Below are 16079 nucleotides of genomic sequence, written 5' to 3' on the forward strand. Positions count from 1 at the left end.
CGTTTTAGTAACAGCCTGTGTCGGGTTACACTGCAAACCTCAAGTCTGAATAATCAGCGCAATTTGTCAGGAGTCTGCATGCCATCTCGTAAACAACTCGCCAATGCCATCCGTGCCTTAAGTATGGACGCGGTGCAAAAAGCTAAATCAGGCCACCCGGGCGCCCCAATGGGGATGGCCGATATTGCCGAAGTGTTATGGCGTGACTATCTGAAACATAACCCGCAAAACCCAGGCTGGGCCGACCGCGACCGCTTTGTACTGTCGAATGGTCACGGCTCGATGCTGATCTATTCGCTGTTACATCTGAGCGGCTATCAATTGTCACTGGATGATCTAAAACAGTTCCGCCAGCTGCATTCTAAAACCCCGGGTCATCCGGAGTTCGGTTATGCGCCGGGCGTAGAAACCACCACCGGACCGCTGGGGCAGGGTATTACCAATGCCGTGGGGATGGCGCTGGCCGAAAAAGCGCTGGCGGCGCAGTTTAACCGCCCCGGTTTTGACATTGTTGACCACTATACTTATGTGTTCCTGGGCGATGGCTGTTTAATGGAAGGGATTTCGCACGAAGCCTGTTCCTTGGCCGGTACTCTTGGTTTAGGTAAGCTGATTGCGTTCTGGGATGATAACGGTATCTCGATTGATGGCCATGTTGAAGGCTGGTTTACCGATAATACCCCTGCGCGCTTTGAAGCCTACGGCTGGCATGTGGTGGCCAATGTTGATGGCCATAATCCGGAAGCGATTAAAGCGGCGATTGAACAGGCACGCGCCGTGACCGACAAACCGACACTGATCTGCACCAAAACCGTCATCGGTTATGGCGCACCGAATAAAGGTGGCAGCCATGACTGCCATGGTGCACCACTGGGTGAAGCGGAAATTGCCGCTGCCCGCGAATTTTTACAATGGCCTTACGCCCCCTTTGAAATCCCGGCGGATATCTATGCTGACTGGGATGCCAAGGCGACTGGCGCGGCAGCAGAACAAAGCTGGCAACGGCGCTTTGCTGAATACGAAAAAGCTTATCCGGAACTGGCTGCTGAGTTTAAGCGTCGTCATGCCGGTACCTTACCTGCCGATTGGGCAGCGCAAAGCCAGGCGTATATTGAGCAATTACAAGCCAACCCGGCGACCATCGCCACCCGTAAGGCCTCACAAAATGCGTTGAATGCCTTTGGCCCGCTATTACCGGAGTTTATGGGTGGCTCGGCCGACTTAGCCGGCTCCAACCTGACCATTTGGTCTGGCTCTAAGCCGCTGACCAGAGACGATGCCGCCGGTAACTATGTTTACTACGGAGTGCGCGAATTTGGTATGTCTGCCATGATGAATGGTATCGCGCTGCATGGTGGCTTTGTGCCTTACGGCGCGACCTTCCTGATGTTTATGGAATATGCCCGTAATGCAGTGCGGATGGCAGCCTTGATGAAGCAAAGAGTGATCTTTGTTTATACCCACGATTCAATTGGTTTGGGTGAAGATGGTCCAACGCATCAACCGGTCGAGCAGCTGGCCAGCTTACGTGTTACCCCGAATTTGATGAACTGGCGCCCTTGCGATCAGGTAGAATCAGCGGTGGCCTGGCAGCAAGCGATTGAGCGCCAGGATGGCCCAAGTTCGCTGATTTTTACCCGCCAGAACCTGGTACAGCAGCCGCGTACCGCAGCACAACTGGCCGCGATTAAGCGCGGCGGCTATGTACTGCTGGACTCTGCCGCGACGCCTGAGCTGATTATCATTGCTACCGGCTCCGAAGTAGAGCTGGCGATGCAGGCTGCTAAAACGTTGCAAGCCGAAGGTAAGGCCGTGCGAGTTGTGTCTATGCCATCGACGGATGTGTTTGAGCAGCAAGATGCCAGTTACCGTGAAGCCGTGCTTCCAGCCAGTGTCAGTAAGCGGATTGCGGTGGAAGCCGGTATTATGGATACCTGGTATAAATATGTCGGTTTAAATGGCGCCGTGATCGGTATGCAGACGTTTGGTGAGTCGGCACCGGCGGAGCAGCTATTTGAACACTTTGGTATTACCGCAGCTAACGTGCTGGCGACTGCCAGAACCTTGCTGGCGTAATTCTGGTTTTGCAACGGGCCCTTACCGGGCCCGTTTTTTCATGCTGAGCTTATGACAATAAAACTGGCAATAAACGGCTTTGGCCGTATCGGTCGCAACATTTTGCGCGCCATTTATGAAAACGGCTGGCAACAGCAGTTACAGGTGGTGGCGATTAATGAGCTGGCGCAAGCCGAAGGTGTGGCGCATCTGTTACGTTACGACAGTGCCCATGGCCGTTTTCGCTATCCGGTTGCGGCGATCCCGGGTGGCTTGAGTGTCGCCGGCGACAAGATTGCACTCTTTAACGAACCTGATCCGCTGGAATTACCCTGGCGCGAGCTTGAGGTGGATATTGTGCTGGAGTGTACCGGTGTTTTTCACAGCCGGGAACATGCCAACTGGCATTTGCAGGCCGGTGCCAAAAAAGTATTATTTTCGCACCCGGCGGACGCCGATATCGATGCAACGGTAATTTACGGCATCAATCAGCATTTGTTAGACGCGCAGATGCAGGTGATATCGGCCGGTTCCTGTACCACTAACTGTATTGTGCCGGTGATCCAGGTACTGGATCAGCACTTTGGTGTTGAAAGCGGCACTATTACGACCATTCATGCCTCGATGAATGACCAGCAGGTGATTGATGCCTATCACCCGGATTTACGCCGTACCCGCGCTGCCAGCCACTCCATTATTCCGGTGGATACCAAGCTCGCACTGGGGATCGAGCGGATTATGCCGCATCTGGCCGGGCGTTTTGAAGCCATAGCAGTGCGGGTACCCACTATCAATGTTACGGCGATGGATCTTAGCGTTACCCTACATCAGGACGTGACCATCACCGAGATTAACCGGGTATTGCGTGCAGCCGGTCAGACCGCACTGAGCGGCATTTTAGATTACACTGAAGCGCCGCTGGTGTCGGTCGACTTTAACCATGATCCGCATTCCTGCATTGTCGATGGCAGCCAAACCCGCGTTAGCCACAAAAGATTAGTGAAATGCCTGGTGTGGTGCGACAACGAATGGGGCTTTGCTAACCGGATGTTGGATACCGCCAGAGTGATGAGCCAAAATTTTTAATTGCAACTTTAATTCGAGTTTAATCCCAGGGAGAGAAAGATGTCTGTGATCCGTATGAGCGACTTAGATCTGCACGGCAAACGTGTACTGATCCGCGAAGATTTAAACGTACCGGTTAAAGACGGCGTGGTAACCTCAGATGCGCGCTTAAAAGCAGCAATTCCTACCATTGAACTGGCGCTGGCTAAGGGCGCGAAAGTGATGGTGATGTCGCATCTGGGCCGCCCGGAAGAGGGGGTGTTTGACGCCGAATCTTCAATGCAGCCGGTAGCAGACTATCTGGCTAAAGCCTTAACGGCACCGGTGCGGCTGGTGGCAGACTACCTAAAGGGTGTTGAGGTTGCACAGGGCGAAGTGGTGGTATTTGAAAACGTACGCTTTAATAAAGGCGAAGGCAAAAACAACGATGAGCTGGCGCAAAAACTGGCCGCGCTTTGCGATGTGTTTGTGATGGATGCCTTTGGTACAGCGCACCGCGCTCAGGCGTCGACTCATGGTGTCGCCAAGTATGCTAAGGTCGCCTGCGCCGGTCCGTTACTGACCGCAGAGCTGGACGCCTTGGCTGCCGCTTTGAAAAATCCAAAACGACCACTGGTTGCTATCGTCGGAGGTTCTAAAGTCTCCACCAAGCTGACCGTACTGGAGTCACTGTCCGGTATTGTTGATCAGCTGATTGTGGGGGGCGGTATTGCCAATACCTTTATTGCCGCTCAGGGCCACAATGTCGGTAAATCCCTGTGTGAAAACGACCTGATCCCGGAAGCACAGCGCCTAATGGCGCAGGCGAAAGCCCGCGGCGGCAATATCCCGGTACCAACCGATGTCGTAACAGGTAAAGCCTTTAGTGCCGAAACAACGGCTGAGTTGAAAAACGTCGCTGCCGTAGCTGCTGACGATATGATTTTTGATGTTGGCCCGACCACCATCGCTGAGTTAACCGCTATTTTGAAAAACGCCGGTACCATTGTCTGGAACGGTCCGGTCGGTGTGTTTGAATTTGACCAGTTTGGTGCCGGTACCAAGGCGCTGGCTGAAGCTATTGCGCAAAGTAATGCCTTCTCGATAGCTGGCGGTGGCGATACGCTGGCTGCGATTGATAAATATGGTGTGGCAGAGCAAATTTCCTACATTTCGACCGGTGGTGGTGCATTTCTGGAATTTCTGGAAGGAAAAACCCTGCCAGCAGTGGCAATTTTGGAAGAACGGGCGCAGAATTTAAAATAACCTGGCTTCATCGATAAAATTCATAAAAAAGACATAAAACTATTATTCTGAAACTGTACCTTAGTATAAAAGAGAGGACCTCATGGCTCTGATATCCTTACGGCAAATGTTGGATCACGCTGCCGAATTTAGTTATGGCGTGCCGGCGTTTAACGTAAACAATCTTGAACAGATGCGTGCCATTATGCTGGCGGCAGACAAAACCGACAGCCCGGTGATTGTGCAGGCGTCGGCCGGTGCCCGCAAATACGCCGGTGCGCCTTTCCTGCGGCACTTAATTCTGGCCGCGGTAGAGGAGTTTCCGCATATCCCGGTGGTAATGCATCAGGATCATGGCACTTCACTTGCGGTGTGTCAGCGCTCAATCCAACTGGGCTTTTCGTCAGTGATGATGGATGGTTCGCTTGGTGAAGACGGCAAAACACCAATGGACTATGCTTATAACGTCGAAGTAACGCGTCGCGTTGTGGAAATAGCGCATGCCTGTGGTGTGTCAGTTGAAGGTGAATTAGGTTGTCTGGGCTCGTTGGAAACCGGCGAAGCGGGTGAGGAAGACGGCATTGGTGCGGATTGTAAGCTCAGTCATGACCAGATGTTGACCGATCCGGAAGAAGCGGCGCAATTTGTGCGTGAAACGCAGGTTGATGCGTTAGCCATTGCTTGTGGCACTTCTCATGGTGCTTACAAGTTCAGCCGGCCACCAACAGATGACATTCTGGCGATTGATCGCATTAAAGCCATTCATGAGCGGATCCCGGACACGCATTTGGTGATGCATGGTTCGTCTTCCGTGCCACAGGATTGGTTAGAAGTTATCAATGAATATGGTGGTGCTATTCCGGAAACCTATGGTGTGCCGGTTGCGCAAATCCAGCAAGGGATCAAGTACGGGGTGCGTAAAGTTAATATTGATACTGACTTACGTTTAGCCTCTACCGGTGCGATTCGCCGTTATCTGGCAAAACACCCGGCGGAATTCGATCCGCGCAAATATTTACAGGAATCCGTAAAAGCAATGGCGGATATCTGTATTGCCCGTTATGAAGCCTTTGGTTGTGCCGGGCAAGGCAGTAAAATCAAGCCGTTGTCATTGGATGCGATGGTAGATTTATATGTCTCGGGGAAGTTAACACCGAACATTAAATAACCAGAGTTTTTAATAGGCGATAAACAAAATGATGATTCTGTTTATCGCTGCTTAAAATTGGTGCTAAACCGCTGCTCAAGGCGCATGATTACAGCCTTTTAAGCGCGGGGTGTCTGTTGACAACCCGCGTTTTACCTGTAATGATGCGGGCGGTTTACCCTCTAAACGAGGGTCTGCTGTCGTTGTTAAACGGCGACCCTTACAACATCAGGTTACGTTAATCAGCAATAATTGGTTGGGAACTATGTTTAATAAAAAAATTCATATGAGCCTCGTTGCCTCAGCACTGGCGGGCAGTTTTGCCTTCGCTGGCGCAGCTGTAGCAGCAGACTTAAAAGATCTGCATCAGGCCAACGCGCAAATCCAGCGCGCGGCAGTACAATCTCAGGAAAAGATCAACACGATTTACGAACAGACTCAGGAACTGTTGGGTGAATACCGTGTTGTTGTAGATCAGACAGACAACCTGAAAGTATACAACGACTTCTTAGCAACTCTGGTTGCCGACCAGCAGCGTCAGATTGACCGTATTCAACGTCAAATCGACGGTTTAGAAAAAACCAACCAAGGCACCGTACCTTTGATGTTCCGCATGATTGACTCGTTAGAGCAGTTTATCAATGCCGACATCCCACTGCGTACCGAGCGCCGTTTAGAGCGTATTGAGCGCCTGCGTGAGCTGATGGCTCGTTCAGACGTACAACGTTCTGAGCAATTCCGCCAAATCCTGGAAGCCTATGAAATTGAAATGGGCTACGGCACTGAGTTAGCTGCTTTCCAAGGCACACTGAACACCGGTGGTAGCGAAATTACTGTTGATTACGTGCATATCGGTCGGTTAGCGCTGATGGCAATGGCACTGGATGGTGGCTCAGCATGGGTTTACAACAAGAGCAGCGGCAGCTGGGATAAGTTACCTGATTCATACCTGACCTCGGTCGGCAACTTCATCAAGATGGCACGTCGTGAAGCCACGCTTGAGATGGATCGTGTACCACTTTTCGCAGCGGAGTAAGAATAGATGAAAATGGCAATTAAAAGTTTAGTCGTCGCTGCGGCAGTTACCCTTTCTGCTTCAGTAGCCTTTAACGCGACTGCAAACACTCAAAAGCTGGACCAGTTATTACAGCAAATTCAACAGCAACGTACCGTTGAAGGCCGTGTCAACCAGGAGCGTGAACGTGCTTTCCTGGCAGAGCGTGCTGATAAACAAGCGTTATTAAACACTGCCAAGCGTCAGTTAGCTGAAGAAGAAGCCCGTGGTAAGCGTTTACAGCAACAATATGCGCAAAACGATATCGCTATCGCTCAGAAACAACAGGAACTGCAAAGCGCCCTGGGTACTATGGGTGAGGTATTTGGTGTTGTTCGTCAAACTGCAAACAAAACTGTAGGTACTATCAGCAGCTCAATTATCAGTGCTCAGTATCCTGGTCGTGATGTAGCGCTGCGTGATATCGCTGCTGCCACTGAATTACCAACACTGGAGCAGATGGAAGAACTGTGGGTAGCAATGTTAACCGAGATGGCCGAGTCTGGTAAGATTGCCAAGTTCGACGCCGAAGTGGTTGAGCTGGCTGGTGGTACTTCAACTCAGCGCGTAACGCGTTTTGGTGCTTTCCACCTGACGACTGCTACTGACTATTTAATCCGCAACGTAGACACTGACCAGATCCAACCACTGGGCCGTGCTCCACAGTCTAAGATTCACAACTCAGTTGCCGCCTTTAACAGCGCGTCTGCAGGTGAACTGGCTGGTTTATATGTTGACCCAACTAAAGGTAACTCTCTGTTACGTCTGAACCAGCAACGTTCAACACTAATGGAATACTACCACCAGGGTGGTACTGTTGGTTATCTGATCACAGTATTACTGTTCATCGGTTTACTGATTGCCTTAGAGCGCGTTCTGGTGCTGTCTGCCGTTGGTGCTAAGATGCGTTCACAGCTGAAAAACCTGAATGCTCCATCTGAAAATAACCCACTGGGTCGTATCCTGAAAGTTTACCATGACAACAAAGCTGCTGACGTGGAAAACCTGGAGCTGAAACTGGATGAAGCTATCCTGCGTGAAACACCAAAAGTTGACCGTGGTATCGGCTTAATCAAACTGTTTGCTGCTGTGGCGCCACTGATGGGTCTGTTAGGTACCGTTATCGGTATGATCCTGACGTTCCAGCAAATTACACTGTACGGTACTGGTGACCCGAAACTGATGGCCGGTTCTATCTCTCTGGCGCTGGTAACTACTGCTCTGGGTCTGATTGCTGCGCTGCCATTATTATTCGTACACAGCATTGTGCAATCACGTGCTAAGTCAATCCTACAAATTCTGGATGAGCAAGCTGCGGGTATCGTAGCGGCTCACGCGGAGAAGGAGAAAGCCTAATGATGCTCCAGCTAGTAGGGCTGTGGGAATCGGTACAGGATTTTATCCATACGGGAGGCAACGTCCTGTACGTTGTCGCCGCGGTGCTCTTCATTATGTGGGTATTGATGATTGAGCGCTACTGGTATGTCACTTCGATTTTTCCGAAAACGAAACGGGAAATTATCGCGAAGTGGGATGCCCGGGAAGATACGACTTCTTGGTATGCGCATAAGATCCGTGATTGCTGGATTTCTGAAGCGACGGATAAACTCGACCAAAGAATGTTACTGATAAAGACACTGGTTGCAATGTGCCCCTTGGTGGGTCTGCTTGGAACAGTAACTGGTATGATTGCGGTGTTCGATATTATGGCCACCCAAGGTACCGGTAACCCACGCACTATGGCGGCGGGTATTTCCATGGCAACTATTCCAACAATGGCCGGTATGGTTGCCGCCTTGTCGGGTGTATTTTTCAGTTCGCGGCTGGAAGTGAAAGTGAAACGGGAAAAAGCAGATCTCGTTGACAGCTTACCGCATCATTAAGAGAGAATTTTATGGCACGTAAACGTATACGCGAAGACGAAGAGGCCGCAATCGACATTACGCCGATGATGGATATCGTTTTCATTATGTTGATTTTCTTTATCGTAACCACTTCATTCGTGAAGGAAGCCGGTATTGACGTCAACAAACCAGAAGCCACGCAGGCGACGAAAAAGCCAAGCGCGACCATCTTTATTGCAATCCGTGCAAACGGTGAAGTATGGATGGATAAACGGCCGGTAGATGTAGAGCGGGTTTCTGCAAACATCGAACGTTTAAGAGCTGAGTCACCTACTGATACTATTATCATCCAGGCTGACAAAGAGGCGAAACACGGTGTAGTAATGGAAGTTATGGATCAGATTAAAGCTGCTGACCCAGCACTGGTCATTACTGTTGCCGGGGAGAACAACTAATTATGGTACGTTTCCTAACATCGTTAATTATCGGTGCCGTGGTAACGTTCCTGTTGTTTCTGATTATGGCGCTGCTCATTGAGGGCAGCGGCGACCGGCGTCCTCCTGAGCAGGAGCGTATTATCATCGAGATTAATACGACACCGCCGGATTCAGATACACAGACGCGGACACCACCACCACCACCGCCACCGCCACCACCGGCGCAGCCGCCACAGCAGCCGCAGCCGGAGCCTGAGATGAGTAATACTGCCGGTGCAGTATCGTTCAATATGCCAGGCTTGGATTTAGGCGCTAACACAGGTTTAGGTGACCCGGGTTCATTATTACGTGACGGTGATGCAACACCTATCGTCCGGATTGAGCCGCGCTACCCGGTGCAGGCAGCCCGTGATGGTTTGCAAGGTTGGGTAAGATTACGTTTTACTATTATGGAAGATGGTAGCGTAGACGAGGTTGAAGTGATTGAAGCTGAACCACGCCGCGTATTTGACCGTGAAGCAATTCGTGCGTTACGGCGCTGGAAATACAGCCCGAAAGTTGTTGACGGTAAACCAGTGCGTCAGCCTGGCCAACAGGTACAGCTGGACTTTACTTTAGATATGGCTCAGGGAGGCTAAGGTATGAAAAAATTATCTCTGCTTACTTCAGCATTAATGGTCGCTGCGGCCGTTAGTTTTACCGTGCCGGCGATGGCGCAAGTAACACTGACTGACGCAGACCGTGCCCGTATCGAAGAGCGTAAAAGCCGTAAAACACAGCTACCCGGTGAACGGGTAGGTCGTGGTGTTACCAAAGCCTTTGAGCTTTACAACGAAGAAAAAGTTGATGAAGCTCTGAAAGTATTATTAGAAATTCGCGGTGGTAATGATTTCGATAATGCTTTCTTAGCGCGTTTTATTGGTAACTTATACGCCCAGAAAGACCCTAAGCAGGCGATCAAATATCTGGAACAGGCGACTAAGCCGGATGTGCTGAGTTTCGCCGATCAGGCAGGTTCGCTCAAATTAGTTGCTGATTTGCAATCGATGGAGAATATGCATCGGGATGCAATCAAAAACTACGAGTCCTGGCTGCGTTTTACCGGTGAAAATGATGCCGACGTCTACCTGCGTATTGCCAACGCGTACTATCAACTGCAGGACTACCAGAAAGTGCTGGTGCCGATTGATAATGCGATTCGGTATGCCAGAGAGCCCAATAAGCAACATTATATGTTGAAGATGGGCGCACTGTACGAGTCAAAGAATTATCCAAAGACAGTCGAAACCGTAGAAACTATGGTGCAATTGTTCCCAGAAGAGCGCCAGTTCTGGGTATACCTGGGTAACTTTTACACTCTGGTAGAAAACTACGAGAAGTCGCTTAGTGCGTTACAAATTGCCTATAACAACGGCTATTTGGAATCAGAGTCGGAGTTAAAGTTAATTGGTCAGATGTATGCGAATAACAATATTCCATACAAAGCAGCAACTCTTTATGAAAAATACTTAAAGAGCGGTAAGATCAAAAAAGATCGTACTATGCTGACGGCCATTGCTTCTAACTTCCAGGCTGCGCGTGAGTTTGGCAAAGCTGCGCAGTACTACGGTGAGCTGGCTGCGCTGACCAACGAAGCTGACGCTTATCGTCGTCAAGGCTTTGCATATATGTCGATTCAACGTTATAACGATGCCATCAAAGCCTTTGAAGCTTCGTTAGCGCGTGAATCTAGCAATGCTGGTCGGGTGCATATGAGCATGGTTGATGCGTATCTGAGTCAGGGTAAACTGCGTGAAGCTTTCGCTTCGTTACAGCAAGCCAAACGTGACTCAGCAACCGCTCGTCAGGCTAACAGCTACGAAAACTACATCAGAGAAAAAGCCCGCGTTAAAGGCATTACTCTGTAAGCTAGTTGCTTAGAAATAAAAAACCCGCTGCGGCGGGTTTTTTTATGCCTCAAATCAGAGAGTGTTGAGGCTTACTGATTTCAGTGCCTGCTTATTGTGTCAGCTCGTTATCGCTTTGTTTTAAATCATACAGCTTATATTTTTCGATCAGCGCATACAGTGTCGGTCGGGTGATACCTAAGAGATCGGCGGTCTTCGACAAGTTACTATTTGCCAGTGCATAAGCGTGGCGAATACCTTCCGATTCGGCTTCTTCACGGATCTGCCGTAATGTCGGGCAGCTGGCTTTGCTGGTGCTATGTTGTAACCCTAACTCTTCGGCACTTAGAAACTTACTCTCGGCCAGGATGACTGCAGATTTTAGTTTATTCTGCAATTCGCGGATATTTCCCGGCCAGCTATGTGCCAACATTGCCTGGGTCGCGCATTCAGTAAAACCCTGAATTTGCGTTTTGTATTCCTGATTAAAGCGATGTAGCAGGGCTTTAGCAATCAAAATAATGTCATGACCACGATTGCGCAGGGCCGGGATCTTTAGCACGATTTCACTGATCCGATAATACAAGTCTTCCCGAAAACTTTGCTGCGCCACCATTTCCGTCAGATCGCGATGCGTGGCGCAAATAACCCGAACATCGACCTCAATTTCACTGCGCCCACCAATGCGTTCTATTACGCGCTCTTGTAAAAAGCGCAGCATCTTGGCTTGAAGCGATAGCGGCATATCGCCAATTTCATCCAATAATAAGGTACCGCCATTGGCACACTCGATTTTGCCCAAGGTGGTCTTTACCGCACCGGTAAAGGCACCTTTTTCATAACCAAAGAGTTCGCTCTCTAGCAGGTTTTCGGGAATCGAGGCGCAGTTAATGGCAATAAAGGGCTTGTTAGCGCGAGGACTTTGTCGGTGAATAGCACGGGCGAACACCTCTTTACCAGTACCACTTTCACCCAATAACAAGGTCGTGATTTCAGTTGGCGCAATCTTTTCTACCGTGCGGCAGGCTTTCTGAATTGCTTCACTATTACCAATAATATCGGCTTGCTGCTGATAACTGGCACGCAGTGCTTTGTTTTCATTTTCCAGCTCAGTCAGTTTAAAAGCACGCTGTAAAATAATGTTTAAGACGTCAGCATCGAGAGGTTTTTGATAGTAATCATAGGCACCCAGAGCGATAGCTTGCAACGCATGGCTATTATCGGTGCTGCCAGTAATCACTATTACTTTGGTATCGGGTTTGCTGCTTAAAATGTCGGACAGACAAGCCATACCTTCAGAAGCATTCGCTGGATCAGGTGGTAAACCTAAATCCAGTGTCACCACTGCAGGCTCAAAGCGTCGTAGCTGTGTCATAGCTTGTTGGCGATCCGATGCAAAAACCAGCTCGTAGTCACTCAGACTCCATTTCAGCTGCTTTTGGATCCCCAAATCGTCTTCAATAACTAAAACGGTATGCATATTACAATCCTTGTCCCGCAGGAGCTGCCGTTGTGGTGTTGTAAGAGGAGTGTAACGGAAGTCGGATGCTAAAGGTAGTGCCTACCCCTGGTTCACTGCTGACCGTAAGGGTGCCGCCAGCTTGCTCGATAAAGGTTTTCGCGTCATACACACCTATCCCCATACCAGCGTTACCTTTGGTGGTGTCAAAAGGCTTAAACAGCCGTTGCTCGATAAAGTCAGCGGTCATGCCGCAGCCTGTATCCTGAATATGTATTACCAGGTCGTGTTGCTCTTGTGCCAGGTAGAGGTCAATTCGGCCATCGGTTGCGGTAGCATGTTGTGCATTATCCAGCAGGTGAAACAGCACATTAGCGAAGCGGTGTTGGTCCAGAGTCAGTTGGTAATCCTCTGAGAAGTGCAGTTCTGGTGTTGGTGCTTTATTGGCACAGCGCTCGGTAATGACTTTTTGGATTAAGCGGCCAACTGAAAAGCTGCTTTGGCGCTCAGCGGCAGACTGTTTAGTGCTAAGTTGTTGCAGCATATGCTCCAGACGTTGTTGCATAGCACCAAGAGTCGCGAAGCTATCGTCAATAAACTCCGGGTTATGTTTATGCTTAATAGCGTTACGTAACAGTAAATCCAATTGTGCCTTAATATTTTTTAAGTCATGAACAACAAAAGCAGACATTCTGCTAAAGGCGGCAAACTGCGCATTTTCACTCAATTTGTCGCTGCTTTGCATCAATTGTAGTAGTGCTGAAACTTGCTCAGATACCACGCTCAGGTAGTCCCGAAGTTCCCAGTTTAGTGGTAAGCGTTGTGCCGGGTCAGTTTGCATCAGACAGACGCCCCATAATCCTTCCTGGGTGCGGATCGGCAGTAACAGCTGGCTATGGAGTTGAGTTCTATCAAGACCCTGAAGTAGACGGCTGTCATTACTGCTCAGATCAAGTTGCCAGTGTTGGTCTCGATAAGTCTGATAATAGCGTTGTAATAACACAAGCTCAGTTTCGCTCAGTGCCGGGCTTTGAATATTAGCGAGCACTTTAACGCTGGCGTTAGCCTGATATTGGATCAGGGCTCCCTGATTATAATTTATGGCTGCCAGCCAGACTTTTAGTACTTCCTGATAACGGTTATCCTGGGATAAATTGATCGCTTGCAAACCACGGGTCAGTTTTAACCATTGTTCGCGATAGTCAAAACGATTTTCAAAAAAGTGTTTCTCAATAAACACCTTAATTTTGCGACGCATTGTTGCAGAAAATAGCAACAACAACATCAGGACAAAACCAAGAACAATAAAGCTGGTTTGCAGGAGTTCAGACCAACTACCACCGACATAACGCAGATAAAAGCCCGTTAGTGCTAATAAGCAGAGATACACACCCGCAGCGAGAACCAGTGTACTTTGCAACACCACATCGCGCGAAATATACACCCTGATATCCCAGGCACTGATCCGCCGGATCGAGACGGTTAGAACCGGCACTAATACTGCGAATACAAAGCCCCTGGCCTGCCACAGCTGTATATCGATGCGGGCAAACAGTGCTGATTCAGCGAGTAGGACAAAGTCAAAAATAATACTGGCGGCCAGTGCAATAACCAATGGTTTAAATTGCCAGCGTTCAGAAATGGATGCTTTGCGGTACAAGGCCTCTAACATCGCCAGTTGAACAACACAAAATGCCAGACTGCCGGTGTATAACAGGCTACTGTTGGCGGGTAAAAGCAGGGCGATTAATAACCAAACTATAGCCAACAGTGCAGTAATTAAGGTGTAAGGCTTGTTAATAAACTCCAGAAGATATTTATGGGGCTGTAAGGCGGCTAATAAAAACAACAACAGGGTGAGCTGACGACTAAGTTCGACAATCTTGGAGAGATTATTGCTATATGGCGAAGCTTGTGTCACCGCATAATACAGTGCCCAAACAAAGCTGCTGAGAACAAAAACGATTAATAGTAATTTAGGTACATTGCGGCTGCGGGTAGTAAGGACGAGAAGCAATAAACCAAAATAAGCGAAAGCTGCCAGGGTAAAGCCAATTTGCTCTGGCGAGAGTACTGCTAACCAATCCATATTAATTCGGTTGCTCCAGCAAGTTAATCAGATGCTGAACCGGAATTGCATAGGTAATACCACTGGGATCGCTGAGTACAGCTTCACGGGTACTTTTAATATAAACCTGATTGATAATGCCAATCACTTCACCGCTGTCTGCCAGATACAACGGGCTGCCACTATTACCTGGATAGGCCATAAGATCGAGCTGATAAACCAGGTAGGGGGCTCCCAGGCGTCTGACGGCAGCTGCATGCAGGTTTGCGGAATTATCTACCGGTATGGCTATTGGAGTATGGGCGGCGATTATTCCCCGGTGTGTAGCGGGATACAAGCCTAGTATCTGAGTAATTGGGAAGCCGGTAATCGCAACCTCAGCACCTTCAGTAACCAGATTATTACTACGATGCAGCGTTAATTGCGGTAAAGATTGTTCGATATGTAAGATCGCCAAATCATATGCCATAGCGGTGTCTTGTTTCTGAATGAAATGCTGCACCACCTGACTACCCTGACCAGATAATACAACGTATTGCTCTTGGCGATTGCTATCCAGTGGTGCCGCGATGACATGATAGTTCGTTACAATACGATTACCCGGGGTTACCACAAAACCGGTGCCGACGAGTCGAACTCTGGGAGAAGCGGTCGGGTTAAAAATACCAATGGCGACGATTCCGGGCTTTACTTGCTTAATCGTGTCAGATAATGGCTTGGCTGAGGCTGCCAGAGGCAATAATAAAGTTAAAATCAATAAATTGAGAAAAACATGCCGCATATCAATTGCTCACCTTAGCGTATTCCATTGTTATGTATTAATCTTAAACCAAGAGTGTGAAAAATGCGCGTGAAAATAGTTTAATAATTAACAAACAAGATCTTGTGTTTTTTTAATTGATGGTGAACAGTATAGGGTGTTGCAACCACCATGAGTGCCGTAGGCAGAGACAGAGGGAATTATGAAAAGGCTCAGAGCGTTGGCGGATAAACCGGTGATCGGTGGCATGGTGAAAAAGGCAATATCGACTCTCGCGAGCAATGATGCCAAACATATCTCAGAACACTTTTCTAAGTACCTTAAACCACAAGTTGCGGCATCGGACGATTTGAAGCACGAGGTATTTCGCCTAAGACACAATGTCTATTGTGAAGAGTTACACTTCGAAGATCTCAAACCAAACCATGAAGAGTTTGACGAGTTTGATGCGCATTCTATTCATTGTTTTATACGCCATGTTGCGACCACGCAAATGGCTGGCACAGTGCGGCTTATTACGTCAGATTCTGCAGAACAACTGCTGCCGATAGAAAAATTCTGTATGCATGCCATTGAAGATCAAAGCCTCAGCCCAAAAAATTTTCCAAGAGAGAATATTTGCGAGTTCTCCCGATTGGCTGTGCCGGCCATGTTCCGTAAGCGGGCAATCGACAAGTTCGCCGGCGCCGCAACCGGTGCGATAGATGAGACTACCTTTTCCGCGAATGAATTGCGCTGCTTTCCATACATTGCGATTTGCTTGTATATGGCCGCTGCTGCTATGGCTTTTCATACCAATCGCTTACATGCTTTTGTGATGATGGAACCCCGTCTGGCGCGAAGTTTGAGTTTTGTAGGTATTCATTTTAAACAGCTTGGAGAGCCAGTTGAGTACCACGGCAAGCGTGCTGCTTACTATATTAATTCTGACATGTTCCGGAAGAATATTTCGTCAGGTTATATCAAGTTAATGAAGTCTATTGAGAAAGAGCTTTTCGCAGAGCAGAAGCCTGTTGGTCAGGTTGATACGATACCGGATAAGACCTTAATCTTTGTACCCTCCTTAAGCGGATTGTAGAG

14 protein-coding genes are annotated in these 16079 nt (G+C 48.9%); 11 read left to right on the forward strand and 3 right to left on the reverse strand.

Annotated elements, in window-relative coordinates; genetic code table 11:
- Window positions 1-78: 78 nt before the first annotated feature.
- From tkt to AGRI_RS00670, 10 genes are all read left to right on the forward strand, one after another.
- A complete protein-coding gene (gene tkt, locus AGRI_RS00625; protein WP_008983103.1) occupies window positions 79-2076 on the forward strand; it encodes a transketolase in 1998 nt (665 codons plus the stop codon).
- Window positions 2077-2127: 51 nt separating this feature from the next.
- Window positions 2128-3141, forward strand: a complete 1014-nt coding sequence (epd, locus tag AGRI_RS00630; protein ID WP_008983104.1) for an erythrose-4-phosphate dehydrogenase — start codon at window positions 2128-2130, stop codon at window positions 3139-3141.
- A gap of 39 nt (window positions 3142-3180) precedes the next feature.
- Window positions 3181-4365 carry a phosphoglycerate kinase gene (locus AGRI_RS00635; RefSeq protein ID WP_008983105.1) on the forward strand — a complete coding sequence of 395 codons (1185 nt, stop codon included), beginning with the start codon at window positions 3181-3183 and terminating at the stop codon, window positions 4363-4365.
- Between the two features lie 82 nt (window positions 4366-4447).
- A complete protein-coding gene (gene fba, locus AGRI_RS00640) occupies window positions 4448-5512 on the forward strand; it encodes a class II fructose-bisphosphate aldolase (protein ID WP_008983106.1) in 1065 nt (354 codons plus the stop codon).
- A 244-nt stretch (window positions 5513-5756) separates the two neighbouring features.
- Window positions 5757-6527 (forward strand): DUF3450 domain-containing protein, encoded by a 771-nt coding sequence (locus tag AGRI_RS00645; RefSeq protein ID WP_008983107.1) that lies wholly within the window; start codon window positions 5757-5759, stop codon window positions 6525-6527.
- Window positions 6528-6533: 6 nt separating this feature from the next.
- The gene (locus tag AGRI_RS00650) at window positions 6534-7901 is read left to right on the forward strand and encodes a MotA/TolQ/ExbB proton channel family protein (RefSeq protein ID WP_008983108.1); all 1368 of its coding nucleotides are present in this window, start codon (window positions 6534-6536) and stop codon (window positions 7899-7901) included.
- Window positions 7902-7903: 2 nt separating this feature from the next.
- Window positions 7904-8428 (forward strand): MotA/TolQ/ExbB proton channel family protein, encoded by a 525-nt coding sequence (locus AGRI_RS00655; RefSeq protein WP_040291200.1) that lies wholly within the window; start codon window positions 7904-7906, stop codon window positions 8426-8428.
- Between the two features lie 11 nt (window positions 8429-8439).
- A complete protein-coding gene (locus tag AGRI_RS00660; RefSeq protein WP_008983110.1) occupies window positions 8440-8844 on the forward strand; it encodes an ExbD/TolR family protein in 405 nt (134 codons plus the stop codon).
- 2 nt (window positions 8845-8846) lie between these two features.
- Window positions 8847-9464: an energy transducer TonB gene (locus tag AGRI_RS00665; protein WP_008983111.1), complete on the forward strand. Its 618-nt coding sequence runs from the start codon at window positions 8847-8849 to the stop codon at window positions 9462-9464.
- 3 nt (window positions 9465-9467) lie between these two features.
- Window positions 9468-10733 (forward strand): tetratricopeptide repeat protein, encoded by a 1266-nt coding sequence (locus AGRI_RS00670; protein ID WP_008983112.1) that lies wholly within the window; start codon window positions 9468-9470, stop codon window positions 10731-10733.
- 91 nt (window positions 10734-10824) lie between these two features.
- On the opposite strand, the gene prsR is transcribed toward AGRI_RS00670, so the two are convergent.
- Genes prsR through AGRI_RS00685 form a run of 3 tightly spaced genes read right to left on the reverse strand, consistent with a single transcriptional unit; the run spans window position 10825 to window position 15020 of the window.
- A complete protein-coding gene (prsR, locus tag AGRI_RS00675; RefSeq protein ID WP_008983113.1) occupies window positions 10825-12192 on the reverse strand; it encodes a PEP-CTERM-box response regulator transcription factor in 1368 nt (455 codons plus the stop codon).
- A 1-nt stretch (window position 12193) separates the two neighbouring features.
- Complete coding sequence (gene prsK / locus AGRI_RS00680; RefSeq protein WP_008983114.1) at window positions 12194-14260, reverse strand: XrtA/PEP-CTERM system histidine kinase PrsK; 2067 nt, start codon at window positions 14258-14260, stop codon at window positions 12194-12196.
- A 1-nt stretch (window position 14261) separates the two neighbouring features.
- Complete coding sequence (locus AGRI_RS00685; protein ID WP_008983115.1) at window positions 14262-15020, reverse strand: S1 family peptidase; 759 nt, start codon at window positions 15018-15020, stop codon at window positions 14262-14264.
- Window positions 15021-15201: 181 nt separating this feature from the next.
- On the opposite strand from AGRI_RS00685, the gene AGRI_RS00690 reads away from it, so the two are divergent.
- Entirely contained in the window at window positions 15202-16077 is an 876-nt protein-coding gene (locus AGRI_RS00690) for a PEP-CTERM/exosortase system-associated acyltransferase (protein WP_008983116.1), read from the forward strand.
- Window positions 16078-16079 lie beyond the last annotated feature (2 nt).

Source organism: Alishewanella agri BL06 (assembly GCF_000272005.1).
Lineage (GTDB): Bacteria > Pseudomonadota > Gammaproteobacteria > Enterobacterales > Alteromonadaceae > Alishewanella > Alishewanella agri.